The sequence below is a fragment of the Deltaproteobacteria bacterium genome (genome assembly GCA_020848905.1).
Lineage (GTDB): Bacteria > Myxococcota_A > Polyangia.
In genome coordinates, this window is sequence record JADLHG010000056.1 from 1 (window position 1) to 17,663 (window position 17,663).

9 protein-coding genes are annotated in these 17,663 nt (G+C 69.3%); 7 read left to right on the forward strand and 2 right to left on the reverse strand.

Translation table 11 applies throughout. The features are described 5' to 3' along the window. The first annotated feature begins 145 nt into the window (after positions 1-145). On the forward strand, positions 146-697 hold the full coding sequence (locus IT371_23555) for a hypothetical protein (protein ID MCC6750654.1): 552 nt from the start codon (positions 146-148) through the stop codon (positions 695-697). Between the two features lie 322 nt (positions 698-1,019). On the opposite strand, the gene IT371_23560 is transcribed toward IT371_23555, so the two are convergent. Beyond that, positions 1,020-1,634: a hypothetical protein gene (locus IT371_23560; GenBank protein MCC6750655.1), complete on the reverse strand. Its 615-nt coding sequence runs from the start codon at positions 1,632-1,634 to the stop codon at positions 1,020-1,022. Between the two features lie 286 nt (positions 1,635-1,920). Here IT371_23560 and IT371_23565 point away from each other — a divergent pair, with 286 nt between their 5' ends. Together IT371_23565 and IT371_23570 are read left to right on the forward strand one after the other, a co-directional pair. Beyond that, a complete protein-coding gene (locus IT371_23565) occupies positions 1,921-4,437 on the forward strand; it encodes a GGDEF domain-containing protein (GenBank protein MCC6750656.1) in 2,517 nt (838 codons plus the stop codon). A gap of 1,212 nt (positions 4,438-5,649) precedes the next feature. Next, on the forward strand, positions 5,650-7,665 hold the full coding sequence (locus tag IT371_23570) for a hypothetical protein (GenBank protein MCC6750657.1): 2,016 nt from the start codon (positions 5,650-5,652) through the stop codon (positions 7,663-7,665). 186 nt (positions 7,666-7,851) lie between these two features. Here the strand turns inward: IT371_23570 and IT371_23575 are convergent, their stop codons facing one another. After that, positions 7,852-10,335 (reverse strand): UvrD-helicase domain-containing protein, encoded by a 2,484-nt coding sequence (locus IT371_23575; GenBank protein MCC6750658.1) that lies wholly within the window; start codon positions 10,333-10,335, stop codon positions 7,852-7,854. 625 nt (positions 10,336-10,960) lie between these two features. Here IT371_23575 and IT371_23580 point away from each other — a divergent pair. From IT371_23580 to IT371_23595, 4 genes are all read left to right on the forward strand, one after another. Then, positions 10,961-11,677 carry a hypothetical protein gene (locus IT371_23580; GenBank protein ID MCC6750659.1) on the forward strand — a complete coding sequence of 239 codons (717 nt, stop codon included), beginning with the start codon at positions 10,961-10,963 and terminating at the stop codon, positions 11,675-11,677. 21 nt (positions 11,678-11,698) lie between these two features. Continuing rightward, positions 11,699-16,009: a protein kinase gene (locus IT371_23585; protein ID MCC6750660.1), complete on the forward strand. Its 4,311-nt coding sequence runs from the start codon at positions 11,699-11,701 to the stop codon at positions 16,007-16,009. Positions 16,010-16,019: 10 nt separating this feature from the next. Continuing rightward, positions 16,020-17,159: an ATP-binding protein gene (locus IT371_23590; GenBank protein ID MCC6750661.1), complete on the forward strand. Its 1,140-nt coding sequence runs from the start codon at positions 16,020-16,022 to the stop codon at positions 17,157-17,159. A 62-nt stretch (positions 17,160-17,221) separates the two neighbouring features. Next, on the forward strand, positions 17,222-17,656 hold the full coding sequence (locus IT371_23595) for a hypothetical protein (GenBank protein MCC6750662.1): 435 nt from the start codon (positions 17,222-17,224) through the stop codon (positions 17,654-17,656). The last annotated feature ends 7 nt before the right edge of the window (positions 17,657-17,663 follow it).

The following is a 17,663-nucleotide window of genomic DNA, read 5'->3' on the forward strand; positions in this document are numbered from 1 at the left end:
CCACCCCGCGCTCCACCTCCGTCACCAGCTTCTGCCAGAACGCCTGCGACCGTCGTGTGCTCGTCATCCCGCGAGTCTGGTCTGCCGCCTTGTCCTCGTCGAGAGGTCCGAATCCGGACGGTTACGTTTCGCGGGAGGATGGCGAGTGAACAAGCCCGAGCATTGCGAGCAGTGCGGGGAGGCGCCGGGGGTGTTCCGCACCCTCGACCGTTGTATCTCGTGCAGACGTTGGATCTGTCACAAGTGCGATGCGGGCAACGACTGGCGGAATCGCTTTACCTCCGAGAAGGGCTACGCCTGTAGGAAGTGCGTGGACGCTGGTCTGCTCGCATCAACACAGGGGTATGCTGGAGGCGTGCGCGAGGCGGCAGAACATTTTCACAAACTCACGGTGCCTGAGCTCACGACCATCGTGGACAGCGCGGTCAGGACGCTTGTCGAGGCGACCAAGGACAACCTGCTGAAGATTCAGGACATCGTTGACAGCATCGCCAAGGCGGCCGAGAGCACGCATAGGGCCGTTGACAGGGCAGCGGACACCTTTCCGCAGATCAAGGCGGCGGTCGACAGTGCGACGCGGGTGGTCGGCAGGACGGACGGGCTGCTTCGCTGGATCAAGGCCGTGGCGGTGCTCCACTTGCTCGTCCTCGTCGTCGTCGCAGCCGCCGTGGTGTGGATGTGCTCGGCTCGACGTTGAACGCGTCGAGGGCGCGTGGCAGAACGGGGGCACAGTGAGTCTCGAGGAGTTCCGGCGCAGGACGTGGTGCCGGCGTTGCAGTCATGTGCCGGCGTGCGCCCAGTCCTGAGCACAGCAGGGAGAACGCGCCCGTTCCGCCGCGCGCGGAGACGGATGCGCATCCGGCATCGTCCACGCCGCCGGCCTGGTGACCCGTCCGCCAGGCTGGGCACGAGCGTCAAGGATCTGCTCCGACGCGCACAGTAGAGGGAGGCGCGTTGATCGCGGGAAGAACTGGTCGCTGGTGCGACGCGCGGCGCTGTCGGCCGTCGGCGGGTCTCGACTAATAGTCGCAGTCGCCCCACTCGTAGTCGTGGCTCTCCCAGTCGAGCTCGCCGCTGCCGAGACCCTCGGGAGCCAGGTCGTCCTGGTCCGGATATCCGTCGTCCCAGTCGTCCCCGCCGACGCCGTCGTCGCTGTCCTCGGTCAGGACGTTGCCGTCGCGGTCCAGGCGGGCGAGCTCCCAGTCCCAGTCGTCCCCACCATCCTCCTCGCCACCGTCGTCATCGAGCGCACGCGCGAGGGCCTGAAGATCCTCTCCCGTCCAGGCCGGGATCCGAGCCTCGCGCGTCGCCCGATCGCCCCACTCCGCGAACTCCGCATCCACCCTGTCGAGCGCCGCGAGCTCACAGAGCTCGAGCCCGTCCACCTCGCCCTCGACCCGCGTCTCCTCGAGCCCCTCGAAGGAGATGGAGATCAGCGACGCCGCCGCGTCCATCCAGGCCGGCGGCTCGACGGTGGTCAGCATCTCCGTCGCGTGCAGCAGTCCAAAGAGCCCCAGCTCGTCGCCGACCACGTCCTCCCCCAGCCCCTCCGGCGCCACCGTCGCGCGATCGCGGAGGTCCACCGCCGGCGGCTGCGTGCTCATCCACGCGGCCTCGTAGAAACCTCGATGCATGGCGTCACCTCCTCCGTCGAGCGGCCGTCCCCTGGCCGGCAAGGTTGCTCGAGGTGGAGACGGTAAGAGGGCCGGGAATCTGACACGGGGGGGTCGGGGGCCGTTGGCCGCGGCCACGGGGGAAGCCGCGGGGCGGCAAGGGCCTGGCTCGTCGTGGTATTTGTGGCTACGATGGTTCTACATCCGAGCGATGCCGGGGCTGCGCCGGGCGATTCATGCCATCCGGAGCCGCGCCACATGCTCCGGTGGGTGTTCGTGGTCGTGCGTACCCGGGGAGACGCGCAACGTGGGGCAGAACGGTTCTCGAACGCGCAGCGGTGGGCTCGGCCGGGAAACCGTGCCGGAGCTGCTCAAGCCCCCCCGGCCGAACGTCGGCGACGTGGTCACCCGCACTGGCCGGGATGTGCGCACCAATAGGGACGCGTCGGGCCTGTATTCCCGATCGACGCTGGAAGCGAACACGCCGTGCCTGGTGGCCCTCGACGGGGCGCAGCGGGGCAAGCGGCACGACTTGCACCAAGAGGCCGTCGTCGTCGGGCGTTCGGGCACCGCGGACATCGTCCTCGCCGACGAGGGCGTGAGCCGGCGACACTGCGAAATCTCCTACTCGGGGATCAACTACCTGATCAGAGACCTCGGCAGCGCGAACGGGACCTTCGTCAACAACGAACGCGTCGAGAACGAGCGCCGGCTGTGCGATGGCGACATCATCCAGGTTTGCCACTGCACGTTGAAGTTCCTGAGCCAGGGCAACATTGAGCATCACTACCACGAGGAGCTCTACAACCTCGCGAGCACCGACCCGTCGACCGGGCTGCGAAACGAGAAGTTCTTCTTCGAGATGCTCACGGAGGAGCTCATCCGGGCGATGCCGCGGGGTCGCCGCGTCGGCGTAGCGTTGCTCGAGCTCGACCACTACCTCGACATCTGTCGCGAGTTTGGTCGCGTGGTGGCGAGCGACATGGTGCGCGCCGTCGGGACCGTGATCTCCGAGTACGTTCACGCCCCCGAGCTCCTCGCCCGTCGCGCCGGCGCCCAGTTCGCGCTGCTCCTGCCCGAGGTCGACCTCACACAAGCGCAGACGAAGGTGAGCACCATCTGTGCGGAGGCGATCCGCCGAAAGGGCATCCTGGCCGGTACGCGAGTCGTCTTCACCCTGAGCGCTGGGGTGATCGTGGCTCAACAGCCCGGTCACTTGGCCGATGGGCTTCTGCGGGCGGCGGAGCTCCGGCTCGAGCAGGCGCTGGCGAGCGGGGGCGGCAGGGTGGATGCTCTCGAACTCGGCGAGATGCTGCCTCCGGCGACGCGGGCCACGTTGCTGGCCAGAGCGACGCCGTTGCCGCCGGTGAGGCCCATCCCCGAGACCTGGTTCAAGCAACGGCTGGTCGCCGAGCTCGAGGGCTTCGACGAGTCCTCGAAGGTGATCCTCGGGGCCTGCGGGCTTCGGGACGCTCTCGCGCTGATCGTGGAGGAGGGGCGTCCTGCCGTCGACAGGTGTCGCGCGATTCTGCTCGAGCAGCTCGTCGCCCTGAGCGATGCACGACCCGTGATCACGCAGGCCGCAGAGGGGGTATTCCTCTACTTCCGTACCGTGCGCAGGAACGAGGATCTGCAGCGGCAACAGCGTCGGCTAGCGAAGGCCTTCGCGGCAGCGCTCGCGAAGCAACCGCTCACTCCACGGCGCGTGGAGCTCGTCCAGAGCCTGATGAGCACGGAGGATCACGAGGCAGGCGTGGACGACTTCATGGATCGTGTCTTGCGGCGCCTCGACCGACTGCCCGTCGCGGATCGAGGCCTAGCCCTGCGACCCTTCCCCGTGGCGCGCGCCCTCCGCCGCATGGAGACCGCCGACGGGGCCGCGGCGAGGCTCAACGAGCTGCACGCCGCGACCGACACCGTGCTGCGCTACCTGACGAACATCGCCCTGGCCGATCTGGTCCTGACCGTCGATCCGTCATCCGAGCTTGTCGGCTGGCTCAGCCAGCAGGTGGGCAAGCCTTTCTCCACGGGGCTCTACATCGGCGTCCTGCGGAAGTGTGTGAACGATGGACGGGCGACGGCGGGCCCGATCATGAAGTCCATCGGTCAGGCGCTCGAACGTCCGGACGCGGGCCGGACGAATACCTTCGCCAGGTTCGACGAGCTGGTCAAACTTCGGAACGCCACGGTTCACGGCGCGCCGGCGGGCAGCGAGGCCGCCGCGCGACACCTGCTGAGCACCGTCCAGCCCCTCTTCGACCGCGTTATCGAGGACCTGGCCGTCCTCGATCAGCAGCAGCTTCTCACCGTCACCGGTCTCGAGTTTCGTGGAGGGAGCTTCCACTGCAACATCCGCGACCACTCGGGTCCCGACCAGCTCTTCAGCGTCGACCAGCGCAAGACCTCAACGCCCGTCGAGAACGGCACGTACGTTTTGAGTCGCCGTGGAGACGACTGGCTGCCGCTCCACCCGTTTGTGCGCTTCGAGCACTGCGGCGCCTGCGGCCAGAGCGAGCTCTTCTGGAACCAGGTCCTCAGCTTCGACAGCGAAACCATATACCACTCGATGATCACCGCCCACCGCCTCTCGGCCGAGGTGGTGCTCGACAAGGTGCCGGCATGGTTCCGGCGCGACGTCAGCCGTGGCTTGATGACTCTTCCTCCGGGACCGGCAGTGCCGCGACCGCCGGCCGCCCTCAGGCGGGTGGACAGCCGGGATACCGTCATGTTTCGCACCGAGGACGTCCGGCGGGCGATGGACGCGGCCCGACGGGAGAGGGAGGAGGGTGACGGCGAGGACGACGGAGCCGGAGACGCGTCATGATTCACCCACGAAGCCCTCATCGCCCTGCCAAGTCAATGCTTCCGGCGACTGTCAGAAAGCGGCGACGACGAGCGTCTGTAGGGGCACGACCGCGGCGCTGCCCGCTGCAGCGGAGGGGTGGTCCGGATGACTGTCACGCCGTTTTCGGAGGATGAGCTTCGCGCAAGACTTCGCGTTGCGCGAGGAGACGACGCGGGGCATCAAGGGCTGTCGATCGAGGCTCGGTACGGGCGGCTTGCGGGCATCGAGCCGCCCGAGCAACCGGGTCAGATCTTTGCGAGACTCACCAGGTGGCCGACCGAGCTCTACCGCGACGCCACGCCAAGCACGCGACGCGAGATCCTCGAGTGGCTCGTCGCCCACGTTGGCGGTGTCCGGGGCTTTGACGAGAAGCACGGGTGGCTGGAACAGTGGCACCTGGAGCTGCTGCGCTGCGGTCGGGCTCTGCCCGGCGAACTCGAGACTCTCGCGGGATCCATGCAGACGCGCCGGCTCAGCGACACCTCGCGGCGCCTCTATGCCGATCTGCGGGCGCGCCATTCGTCGCCCGTGGTGGACCTGGCCTGGCTGAGGCACCTGACGCATGCCCGAGCCTGGGGCGAGTGCATCCACGACGCGGCCGAGATTCTCGGGGCGAGGGCTCCGAGTCCCCTTCGGGCCGAGATGTACAGGCTCCTCGTCGAAGCGCTTCTCGAGCGCGGAGAAGCTCCCGAGTCTCGTCCGAGCGATGTCGATCGTGCGCTGAGCGCTCTGCTGGCCTGCCGTTACGAGGGTCTGTGGCGCGGATCTTTCCAGCCACTCCTCGAGCGCGTGACGGAAGCCGCACTGCCGCCGGAGCTCAGGGCGGGACGTGGTGAGGGAACAGGCCTCATTGCTGGTTTTGGTCGCGATCTGTCGAGGGCGGGGAAGTGGCTGGGCGGCATCTTCGGCGGGCGCGACGCGGAGGTGCCGCACAGCCCGCCGGTCATCGCGAACGCCCCATCCATGCTGCCGCCCGCCGCCGTCGAAGCATTCGTGGCCTCGTCGCGCAAGCTCAGCGAGGAATTCAAGCAAGCGTTCCCCGGGCGCGGGCACGGCACGGAAGCCGCGGTGGCTGCCGCGGCGCTCACCATGGGCGGACTCTGGACGCTGGCGCAGCTCGACAGTTCGGTTCTGCGGGCCATCACCTTCTCTGCCGCCGCGCACCCTGAATCGCTCTCGCGGCTGCAGAGCGTGGCCGAAGCGTTCGATGGCAGCGATGGGGCCAAGACGCGCCTCGCCGGCTACGTGGCAGAGCAGCGGGTCGCCGCCGATCTGGTGCGGGAGGGACACGCCGTCGAGTTCCCCGCCGGGCCCACGCAGGCCGGGTGGGATCTCTTGGTGGATGGCCACGCCGTGCAGGTGAAGTGCTCGACGAGCGCGGACTACGTGCTCGATCATTTTGGTCGGTATCCCGACGTTCCGGTCATCGTGAATGCGGAGCTCGCCGACCAGCTTGGCGACCATCCGATGGTCTGGATTGATGCCGCATTGAGTCACGAGGAGGTGACCGACGCGACGGACGACTCGGTCGCTGCGCTTGCGGACCTCGGCGACGCGGACTTCCTCCCAATTCCTCTCGTCGCTCTCGCGTTTGCGGCCGTCCGCAACGCTGGCGACCTGACCGCCGGGAACATCGACGGGGGTACCTACGCTCAACGCGTGGGGGTCGACGTGGCGGCGCGGGGCCTCGGGGGTGGCGCCGGTGGGGCCGTGGGCGCAGTGGTGGTCGGGGCCTTGATTGGTCCCGTTGGTGCCGCCCTCGGAAGCATCGTGGGTGGGGTTATCGGCAGCATCGCGGGGGGGACCGGTGCGGATGCCATCAATCGCAACGCCGTCTGCGATGCTCGCGACTTGGTGGTGAGGGGGCTCGGCGAGTTCGCGGTCTGGTTCCGAACGACGCTTCTCCGCCCGCGCATCGCCGTCCTCGAGTTACGACACAACCAGGTCACCCTCTGGGCTCAGGAGGCCGCTGCGGCGGGAAAGGCGCCTGCGGCCGTCGCGACCTTCTACGCGGCATCGGCGGAGATGCTCAACCGCGCGAAGCGCCTGGATAGTTGGATCGCTGGCCGCGAGGACTACGACGACTTCGCCCGAGCCCAGGCCGGCTGGGTCGCCCTTCGCGAGGCCCCCGGCTTCTTCCACCCCGAGCTCAAGACCCACCTCGCCGCCCTCCGGGACGCGCTCGACCGCTACCGGCTTGCGGCACATCCGGAGGCGGCGCATAGGCAAGACGCGCAGACCGACGCGCTCGCGAGGGCAGCCGTGGATCTAACGAACATGATGAGCGAGATGGGGAATGTGATCGGTCGATTGGGCACCCCACAGGGCGACGACGACCGTGTGCTCTGCATCGACGTGGGGAGGACGTGCACGCGGTACGTCGTCTTGCCGCGGCGCGCCGGTAGGAAGGATGTCGGGGCGTGCGTCGTCAAGGTGGCTCGCACGTCCGGGTTCGACAGGCATGTGCTGAACGCCACCTGTACGAAGGCGACAGAGCACCGGGTGAGGCCCCGAGCCATCGCTGTGGCCGTTCCGTTCCCCGTCGACTACGGCAAAGAAGGTTCCTTGGTGGCGACGTGTCACTCCGAACAACGGGTCTGCGTCTACAACGATGCCGTCGCCTGGGCCGCGGGCGCAGCCGCGTACCGACGGATGTGGGGTGCCGACGTTCCGTTGCCCGCACTGGCGCTGGTCCTGGGCTCCGGCGTGGGCCTCGCCGTCGTGGCCGAGGAGGAGAGCATCATCGCTCTGGAGGTCAGCGACGTTCCCTGGAGGCTCCACGAGCTGCGGCGCATCTCGCCGGGAAACGACGCGGGCTGTCCCAGCGACTGTGGGCCCGCGGTTCACTCCATCTGTGGAAATGACTTCTTCGCGTGGGTCGCGCGGGACAAGTCGCACTGGAGCGAAGACAAGGTCAGGGAGGAGTACACCGCGCGCGTTCGCGCGCTGGTCGATGACATTCTCCAGCCCATCTCGCGGGCCGTCGGTCCCGTGCGTGCGATTCTCGTCGGCGGGCGCCATTCCGCCTTCGTCTCCCGACAGAAGTTGGGACAGGGAACGAGCCTGAGCGTGGACGTGCTCTCGAAGCGGGAGTTGCCGGTAAACCCTGACCTCGTGGCCCTCCTCGGGCTCCTCAACCTGGCGCAGTCGCGGCAGGCGCTGCGGGTGTTGCCCAGCAAGGAGGCGATGCGCCTCATTGCCCGATGACTTTGCCGCTGTGCCGAGCGCTGGTGTGCAGGGGGGCGGCCGGGATGCTTGGATGGTGGATGCACAGCCTGTCTGGCTGCTGGCTAGGCATCGTCCGCGATCTTCGCCAAGGGCACGATGCCCAGGCGGATCGTCTTGCGGCCAGGTCGACCTGTGCGCGCCAGCCTCTGCCGATGCATCCGCCGGCTAGGCGAGCCGCTCGAGCGAGCCCCCGTTGGCGGCATAGCGGTCTAGGATCTCGCCCGTTGTGTCGTCACAGACGCGAATCTCGATGCCGTTGGCCAACTCGCACCAGGCGCTGTTGTAGAACAAATCCTCGAGATCGAAGCCATTCGAGGGCACGGAAAGCCGCCAACACGGCCACGGCCCCGGTAGGTAGCGGAAGCCGGCGGCTTGAAGCTGGCCCTTGATCGACCACGTGGGCGCGCTGCCGCGGCCTTCCGCGCTGCCGATGCGCACCGAGAGCCGTTGGCTATCGAGGTAGACCGTGCGAAGGCTGCTCCAGTCCAGGCTTGCTGTTGGCCTGAGCCCCTCGAGGAACGGGCTCGGTCGGTTCTGGTCGGTGAGGATCACGAGCACCCGCTCGGCGCGAGTCAGGGCGACGTAGAAGAGCCGGCGTTCGTCTTCGACAATCTTCCCCAGGGTGTCACCGAAGACCCGCATCAGGACCCAGTTGGGATGCACGAGAGGATAGGAGCCCTCAAGGGCGTCGAGTACGATGACCAGGCTAGCCTCGAGGCCCTTGTACTTGTGGGCCGTCGACACGTCGACCCGGTCCTCGGGTAGCCCCGGTAGCTCCTTGCAGAGCCAGTCTCGCCATTCGGTCAACCTGCTTGATGACCCGTCCTTTGAGCGGTCGGCCTCGCTCCGCGGCCACGGCAGCTGATTTCGCCGGCACAGCAACGCAACGCGGTGTGCGGTGCGCGGCTCCTTCATGTTCGCGAAGAGCGGCGACGCCTTGCTCAACGCGGTGGCGACGAGTCGCTTGAGCGCCGTGAGGCCGGGATCGCTTCGCCGCGTCGCGGCCGCCAATGTTGAGAGATCGGCGAGCCACACGTTGCCGGGAGCCTTCTTGTGGGCCCGCGCACGTACTCCGCCGAGCGGACCCATGAGGGAGTTCCCCAGCTCTACGATGGCGGGCAGCGACCGGTAGTTGGTGCGCAGGTACAGCCGGCGGCCGTCGGGGAAATGGCGCTCGAACTCCCTGAAGTAGGTCAGGTCGGATCCCGCGAAACCGTTGATCGCCTGCCAGTCGTCTCCGACGCAGAAGAGGCGCGTCGCGGGGTTCTTCTCGCGGATGGCGGCGAGAAGCTCGAAGAAGAGAGGGCTGAAGTCCTGGTACTCGTCGACGAAGATCAGTCGGAGCTGCTGCAGGTCGCCCATGCCGCTCTTCCGCCTGAAGGTCGTCTTCCCCCCGCGAATCCGTGCCGCGGCCTTCGCGAGCAAGCCGTCGAAGTCCTCTTCACCCGTGGCCTCGAGGCGCTCGAGGTAGCTTGCGTAGAGCTGTGAGATGGTCGCCAGGAACATCGTCTCCACACCGGCGGTGGCGTCGTGCGCGGCGATGCGGTGCACGAGCTGCTCTCGGCTCAACGAGAGCTTGCGCGCGCGCTGAATGAACTGCGTGGTGGCCTTGGTGAAGCGATCGATGGCGCGTTTTCTGCATCTCTCCCAGAGTTCGTCCTCTGTGAGACGCCGCAGCGCCACGCCATGGCGCGACAGCTCCTCCGAAAACCACGTGCCGAAGTCGTCGCGCCGCACCTCCGTGGGGGTCACCTCGACGAGGTGCCACTCGGGCTTTGCGCTCCAGTAGGCGCGCTTCTGGTCCCGCTCTTTGTCGTAGTCGGGGTCCCCTTTGATGCCGAAGTACTCGACGATCACCCCGCCTGCCGGCTTGGCGTAATGCGTGAAGTCGGGCCGATAGACCCGCTCCTCCCATCGGTGCGCAGCCTCGTACCGGTAGTTGACGTCGTGCTCGACGAGGAAGTTGGCGATGGCCTTCTCTCCGTAGGACTTCACGTACTCGCCGCGGAGGGTTTCCCGCGCGAGCGAGCGACGGAAGGCGAGGAAGTCGGACTTCGAGAGGTGGTGGCCACCAGCCGCCAGCGTCTCCCAGTCCTCTCGCCAGTAGGTCATCATTAGCTTGCGAAGGGCGGCGTCCCCGACCGGATCCTGCACGTAGGCGTCGATCAACTCCTGAACAGCGGCGTAGAGCCGTTCGTCTACGTCGTCGTTGAACAGCAGGTCCTCAGGGTGGACGATGGCGTAGGCCAAGGCGTGAAAGGTCATGACGTGCGGCCACGTCACGTCTGAGAGTTTCTCCAACCGATCCTTCACCTCTGTGGCAGCCTTCTTGTTGAAGGCCAGGAGCAGGATCTCCCGTGGCGCCAGGCCGCAGTGACGGTGCAGGAACCAGGCGCGGTTGACGATTGTGGAGGTCTTGCCGCTGCCAGCCCTGGCCACGACGAGCGTGTCTTGCAGCTCCGCCGCGATGGCCCGCGCCTGCTCCTCGTCCGGCAGCGACTTCCTCGCTCCGTTCCTTGGCATCGGCAGGTTTCGTTCGAACCACGCCCGGACGTACTTGCAGAGGAGCTCCTCGAGCTCCGTCTCGGACAGGGCGTCGCGGCACTCCGCACGATAGATGTCGCGAACTCCGAGGAAGTCGGTCGTCATGGCCTCCTCGAGTCTGGCGACCGCGCGCGCCCGTCCCTCCTCCTGCGCCGCGAGGCGCGCCTGGCGCTCAGCTTCGGCCTTCTGCGCCTCCCGCTCGGCTGCGATCCGGATTTCTTCGTCGCGCGTTCGGCGAGCGTCATCTTGCGCCGCCTGCATTTCGGCCCTGTTGATCTGCGCTGCGTAGGCCGTGCGATGAGGCCCAAACCATGACGACGCGCCGACCGTGGGGACCAGTCCAAGGAATTCGCGCGCCCACTCGAACTGACGGCAGCCGAGGAGATCGGCGAGCGCGGAATCGAGAGCCTCTCGCACGTCGTCAGGGGGAAGCTCCTTGAAGGTTCGGTATACCCAAGCCTGGGCGTTCGTAAGGTCCCGATACCGGATGCAACCGCATATGTTGCGCGCGTAGTCAGGCACCTTCGCCCCCCTCGCAGCTGATGTGTGGTCCCCGCGATTGCCCCGAGCTGCCGGCCCCGGGGCAACGGACCTCACGATACCGCACTGCGTGGCTATGCGGCTATGATTCCACCCACGGAAGGACGATTGGCAGGCACGCTCCCTGCTGACAAACCCGCCGCTTCCGGGGTAAGGTCGCGGCCTCGGCCATTCATCCAGAGGGGGACCCGTGGCGGACCAGCAGGCAACGCGCATTCGGGACCAGGACAAGGCGGCGTTTTATCGCGCGGCGCTTGCGGGGCTGCGGTTTGTGGAGGCGCGGCGGGCGACGGGGCGGCGCTTTGGCACGGAGGCGGACGCGCGGTGGAGCTCGTTTCGCGGGGACCTGACGACGGCGGCGCGGGTCGAGCTGATGCTCCGTGACGCGGACGCGGAGTGGCCGGGGGCTTTCGGGCCGCGCACGACCTTTGCGCTGGAAGGGGTCGCCGAGGACGAGCCGTTCGGGCCGGCCTGGGTGCCGCTCGATCCGGTGGACGCGGAGGCGCTCTTCCGGGACGCGATCGCCGCCGCCGCGCCGGCATCTCTCGGGGACGCCCTCACGGCGGTGGCCCGGGCCTGGGGCCTCGAGCTGCGCCCCTTCGACGTGCCCCGCCTCGACGCGGCCGACAAGCTGATCCTGTGCGGGCCGAGCGCCATTGCGGCGACCATCGACGCCTTCGCGCGCGGGACAGGCCTCGACTGGGCCGACCAGACGCTCTGCGTGGCCACTGCCCCGGCGCACCGCCAGCTCGCGGCGCTGGCCCCGGCGCTGCTCCGTGGCACGCGCGCCGCCTCGATCGTCGGCCACGCGCACGCTCCGGAAAAGCCCGCTTCTGCCTGCCGCCTGATCCTCTCCGAGGACGCCGACCCGGCCGATGCGGCGCACGCGCGTCGGCTCGCGGGCTAGGCGAAGGAGAGTCGCCCGCGCATGACCCTCGCCACGACGCGCATCGTTCAGCAGGGCACGACGCCCTTCGCGCACGAGCGGGAGGCCATCGACTTCGCCATCCGGGGCCTGCCGAACGTCGACCCATATCATCTGTGGGCGCTGCTCGAGCTCTTCGAGCCCGCGAGCGGCCGGCTCTACGAGCTGGACCTGCTGATCTTCGGGTATCGCGCGCTCTATCTCGTCGAGGTCAAGAGCGCGCCGGGCTGCTACGCGGGCGACCGCCAGGACTGGTACCGCACGCCCCCCGGCGAGAGTCGCCGCGTCTACATGGAAAACCCGCTGTCGCTCGCCAACCTGAAGGCGAAGGTGCTGAAGAATCGCCTGCGCGGCGCGATGACGCAGCCCGACCGCTGCCCCTACGTGGAACCGCTGATCTTCCTCAGCCACCCCGAGGCGGAGACGCGCTTCGAGCGCTACGGGGACTCGCATGTGGTCGTGCGCGACACGTTCCTCCGCGCCGTAAGCCACCACGACTTTCCGGGGGCCGGGCCGCTACGGACAGACCGCTCGCTCGATCACCGCACCGTGCAGGACGTCGTGCGTGCCCTCGCGGCCATCGGCTTGCGGCCGTGCAAGGGGAAGCTCCACGTCGGGCCCTACGAGCTGGGCGAGATCCTCGAGGAGGGGGCGGGCTATCAGGATCGGGTCGCGACGCACCGCGACCAGCCGCAGATCACGCGACGCGCGCGCAGCTATCTCGTGCCCGACCAGACCACGGTCGCGCGGCGCCAGCAGCTTCGCCGGGCCGCGGACCGCGAGACGCAGCTCCTCTGGGAGCTCCGGGAGCATCCGAGCATCCTGCGCATCGCCGACTATGTCACCGACGCGCCGCTCGGCCCGACGGTGCTCTTCGACCCCTTCGACGACGCGCTGCCGCTCGACGCGTACCTGCGACGCGAGCCCGAGCTCTCCTTCGAGGACCGCGTGGCGATCCTCGAGCAGGTGGGTCAGGCCCTCGGCCACTGTCACCGCAAGGGCATCGTGCATGGCGCGCTCTCGCCGCAGGCCGTGCTCGTGCGGCGGCGGGCCGCGCTCGAGGTGCGACTGATCAACTTCCAGCTCGGCGCGGGGCGCGAGGTGGAGGCGACGACCCACTGGTCGGCCCTCGCCGCGGCGCCCTGGGCGGTCTATCAGGCCCCCGAGCTGCGCGAAGATCCGTCGGCGCGCGGACCCCAGTCGGACCTTTTCAGCCTCGGGGCGGTGGCCTATCTGCTCCTCACGGACCAGGCCCCCGGCAAGGACACGGTGGAGGTGGACCGTCGTCTCAGCCGGGACCTCTGCCTCGATCCCCGCGGCGCGAACGACGCGATCCCCGAGTCCGTGGCCGAGGCCGTGCGGCTTGCGACCCAGCTCACGCCCGCCCGGCGTGCCGACGACGTGAGCGAGTGGCTCGAGCTGCTCCTCGACGTGGTGACGCGTCCGGAGCCCGAGACGCAGGCCCCCGAGCTGGACCCCCTCACCGCGCGCAAAGACGACCGGCTGGCCGGGGACCTGACGGTCATCGGCACCCTCGGCCAGGGCGCCACGGCCCGCGTGCTCCGCGTCGAGCGGGGCAGCGACCGTCGCGCCTACGCCCTGAAGGTCTCCCTCTCGGCCGAGCACGACGAGCGGCTGCGGCACGAGGCCGCCGCGCTCAGGGAGCTCCGGCATCCGCGCATCGTGCAGCTCGTGGACGAGCTCCGGCTCGCGGGCCGGGCCTGTCTCCTGCTCTCGCTGGCGGGTACCGAGACGCTGCATCGGCTGCTGGTCAAGGAGGGCACCGTCTCCCTCGACCTCGCGGCCCGCTACGGCGACGATCTCCTCTCCGCTCTCGAGCACCTCGAGGAACGGGGCGAGATGCACCGCGACCTGAAGCCGGCCAACCTGGGCGTGGGTGCGCTGGGCAAGGACGCGGCGCACCTCACGCTCTTCGATTTCTCGCTTGCCGGCGCGCCGGTCACCGAGCTCGGCGTGGGTACCGCCGCCTATCGTGACCCGTTCCTCCGGCTGCGCGGCGCCTGGGACCACGCGGCCGAGCGCTACAGCGCGGCGGTCACCCTGCACGAGATGCTGACCGGCGTGCGCCCCACCCTCTCCGGTCCCGACGGCTCCTCGCTCGACCCCGAGGCGCGGCTCGCCATCGCGGCCGAGCGCTTCGAGGCCTCCGTGCGGCCGGCGCTGGTGAAGTTTTTTCAGCGCGCCCTGGCGCGCGAGGTCGAGGACCGCTTTGCCTCGGCGCGCGAGCTGCGTCTGGCCTGGGTCACCGCCTGCCAGGCTCCCGCGGAGGAGGGCGCGAGCCTCGACGCCGGGGAGTCTTCTCCCCTGATCGAGCTGCCCGTGGAGCGCCTGGCCGAGCTCGCCGAGGAGACCGCGATCGGCGCGCTGCCGCTCTCGCCCCGGGCGGTGAACGCGCTCGATCGCGCCGGGCTGCTCGTGGCGTCGGAGCTGCTCTCGCTCCCCGACAATCGGCTCTCGGCGATCCGCGGCGTGGGGACGGCCGTGGCGCGCGAGATCCTCGATTTCCGCAACCGCTGGCGGGACGCCCGAGCCCTGGCCCCCGCGCCGTCCGAGCCCTTCTTCGCCGGCTACCGGGGCGAGGATCTCGTCGTGGAGGCCGCGGGCCTCGACGCATCCGTGTCCGCCGCGCTGCGGGATGCGGGGCTCCGCATGCTCTCGACCGTGGCCGCGGCTCCCGGTCCGCAGGTCCAGGCGCTCGCCGTGCGCCACGGCTTCGACGTGAAGGTGCTCACCGCGACCCTCTCCGCGGAGAACCAGCGCGCGAGCCAGCGGGACCGGCCGACGACACTCGAGGGTTGGCTCGAAGCGCTGCTCCCCCCGCGCAAGGCGCACGTGAAGCACGCCCGTCTGCTCTTCGGCCTCGACGGGGAGACGGCCGGGCGCCTCGACCTCACGGTGAGCGACGTGGCCGCCGCCGAGGCGGTGACCCCCGCGGCGATCTACATCGCGCTCGGCAAGTGCCGCGAGAAGTGGGGCGCCCACAAGGCCTTCCCCGAGCTCCGCGAGCGGGTGCAGGCGCTGGTGGACGCCGCGGGCGGAGCCGTGCCCCTGGCCCAGGCTGCCGACCGGCTGCTGCTCGAGCTGCCGCACGATCGCGCACGAGAGGCGGCCGAGCTGCGGGCGCGCGCCGCGGCGCTCTTGCGCGTGGTGGCCGAGGTGGGCAAGGACGGCGGCTCCGGCCTGCGCTACGTCCGGCTCCACGACCGCACGCCCTGGCTCTTCGCCAGCGACGGGCACGCCCGTGCCGTGCGGCTGCTCGGAGAGGCGGCCGACCGCTTCGCCGCCGAGGAGGTGCTCGCCTCGCCGGGTGAGGTGGCGCGCCGGCTGGTCGAGCAGGTGGCGGAGAGCCCGCTCGCGGCGCTGGCTCCCGATCGGCTGGTGGAGCTGGCCGCCTCGGGAAGTCACCGCGCCGCGCGTTCCACCCGGCTCGAGCTCTATCCGCGCGGGATGGCCCCCGAGCGCGCGCTGGCCCTCTCGGCGTCGGTGCTGGCGAGCGGCCTCTCGGCGGGCGAGCTCCAGCGGCGCGTGGCGCTACGCTACCCCGACGCGGCGCCCTTGCCGGACCGCCCCGAGCTGGACCGGCTCCTCGAGCACCACGAGCTCTACTGGAACGTGTCGCTCGACCGGTACGAACGCGAAGGCGCTCCCGAGGGCACCGTGCTCGAGACGCACTATGCCTCGCTGCACCGGGTCAGCACCGCGCTTCCGGGCCAGCCGCGGGCCATGGATCCCGAGGCGGTCGCCGCGCGCCAGTTCGACGAGCAGCTCCGGAGCGCGGTGGAGCGCCGCAGCTTCCGCGTGCTCGGGGTGGCCGCGGACCGGTCGCGCGAGGCGGCGCTGGCCGTCGGTGCGCGGCTCGGCGTGGACCCGGTCCTCTTCGATCAACGACTGATCGCCGCGGCCCGCGAGGAGATGCGCAAGAAAGGTATCCGGAGCGAAGAGATCGTCCATCAGGCCGACCGGGCGCGGCACGGGCCCGGCTGGGAACGGCTGCTCAAGCTGATGCAGGACGCCGCGGCGCGCGTCGCGGAGGCGCTCTTGCCCCCCGCGCAGCCGCTGCTGCTCGTCCAGCCGGGACCCTGCGCGCGCTACCGCCTGATGGGGTTTCTCGAGGCGCTCGTCGAGACCGGCAAGCGGTCCGACTCGGCGGCGGTGCTCCTGCTCGTGCCCGCGGAGGACACGGGGGGGATCCCGCGCATCAACGGCGAGCTCGCCATTCCGGGCGTACTCTCGTCGCACGTGCTCTGGGTCTCTCCGGAATGGCTGGCGAACAAGCACAACGCGGCGGCATAAGGATCGGTTCATGGCGCAGACCAAGCAGCTCGTCGTCGAGAACTTCGGCCCCATCCGCAGGGTGGAGGTGCCCTTCAAGGACATCACCGTGCTCGTGGGTCCGCAGGCGAGCGGCAAGAGCCTGGTGCTGCAGTGGCTCAAGCTGGCCGTGGACGGGAATCGTATCCTCGGCACGCTGGGGCAGCACGGGTTCGATGTGAAGCAGGATGAAAAGCGCGTGCTGGGTTGGATGTTCGGCGCGGGCTACGCGGGGAGTCTGAGGCCGGACACCGCCGTGCGGTTCGCGTCGAAGAAGCTCAGCGTGAGAGCGCTCGCCAAGGGCCGCCGTCGCACGGAGGCGCACCAGGCTCTCTTCGTCCCCGCGCACCGGGCGCTGGTCATGAGCACGGGGTTTCCGCTCATCTTCCGCGCCTTCGACGAGGAGACGCCCTTCGTGGTCAAGCACTTCTCCGAGCGCGTGCGCGAGTACCTGAGCCAGGGGGCGCTGGTGACCGTGTTTCCGGCCGATCGCCGCTTCCGCACGGAGATCCGTGCGCTCCTCGACGACTCGCTCTTTCACGGCGGCAAGGTCGTGGTCGAATCCAAGGGGCTCGGCGGTCGAGAGCTGCGGCTGGTCCACGAGAAGACCCGCCTGGGGATCATGGAGTGGACCACCGGCCAGCGCGAGGTGCTGCCGCTCATCGTGGGGCTCTACGATGCGCTCCCCGCCGGCGCCGCCGATCGGCGAAAACCCATCGAGTGGGTGATCGTCGAGGAGCCGGAGCTCGGGCTGCATCCCGACGGAGTGCTGGCGGTGCTGCTGGTGCTGATGGAGACCTTGCGGCGCGGCTACCGGCTGGTGCTCTCCACGCACTCGCCGCTGGTCCTGGACCTGCTGTGGGCCATGCAGCGGCTGCGCGACGACCCGAAGGGCCCCGAGAAGCTCACCCGCATCTTCCGCGTGCCCTCGACCTCCTTCACGCGGCAGCTCGGCAAAGCGGTGCTGGGCAAGACGCAGTCGATCATCTACCTGGATTTCGAGGACGGTCGCGTCGTCTCCCGAGACATCAGCGGCCTGGACCCCATCTCCGCCAACGCCGCCGAGGCGGGCTGGGGGGGACTGCTGGGCCACAGCACGCGCATCGCTGACGTGCTCGCGGGGGCGGCATGAAGGGGCCGACGCGGAGGAGAAGCCGTGGAGCGCCGGCCGTCGCGGGGAAATACGCCTGCGCGGTGTCACGTGCGCTCGCTCAGCCCGGTGCTTCGCTGGCTGCGCACCTCCGTCGAGGCAAGGGCGCGATCGACGGCGTTCATCGAACGCTGATCGAGCCGAAGCTCGATGGCTCGGTGAATCTCGAGGTCGCCTGGGCTGGCGGGCAGCGAGAAGGCGAGAGACTCTTCGACTACCTTGCCGTCGTGGCCGATGGGTGCGCGCTCAAGCTGATCGAGGTCCACCCGGCCAGCTCCACAGGAGCGGTGCAAGAGGTGATCGAGAAGAAGCAGGGCACCGAGGCGATAGCGGCGAGATCCAAGGTTTCGCTTGAGGGTGGTAGCTGGCACTGGCTGGTGCCGGGGAAGGGATCCGTGACCTTCACGGCCAATGACGGCCACGGCAAGCGTTTGGCCCTGGCTGGGATCGTTCAGCCCCGACGACGTCTGGCGGGGTAGCGGGTAG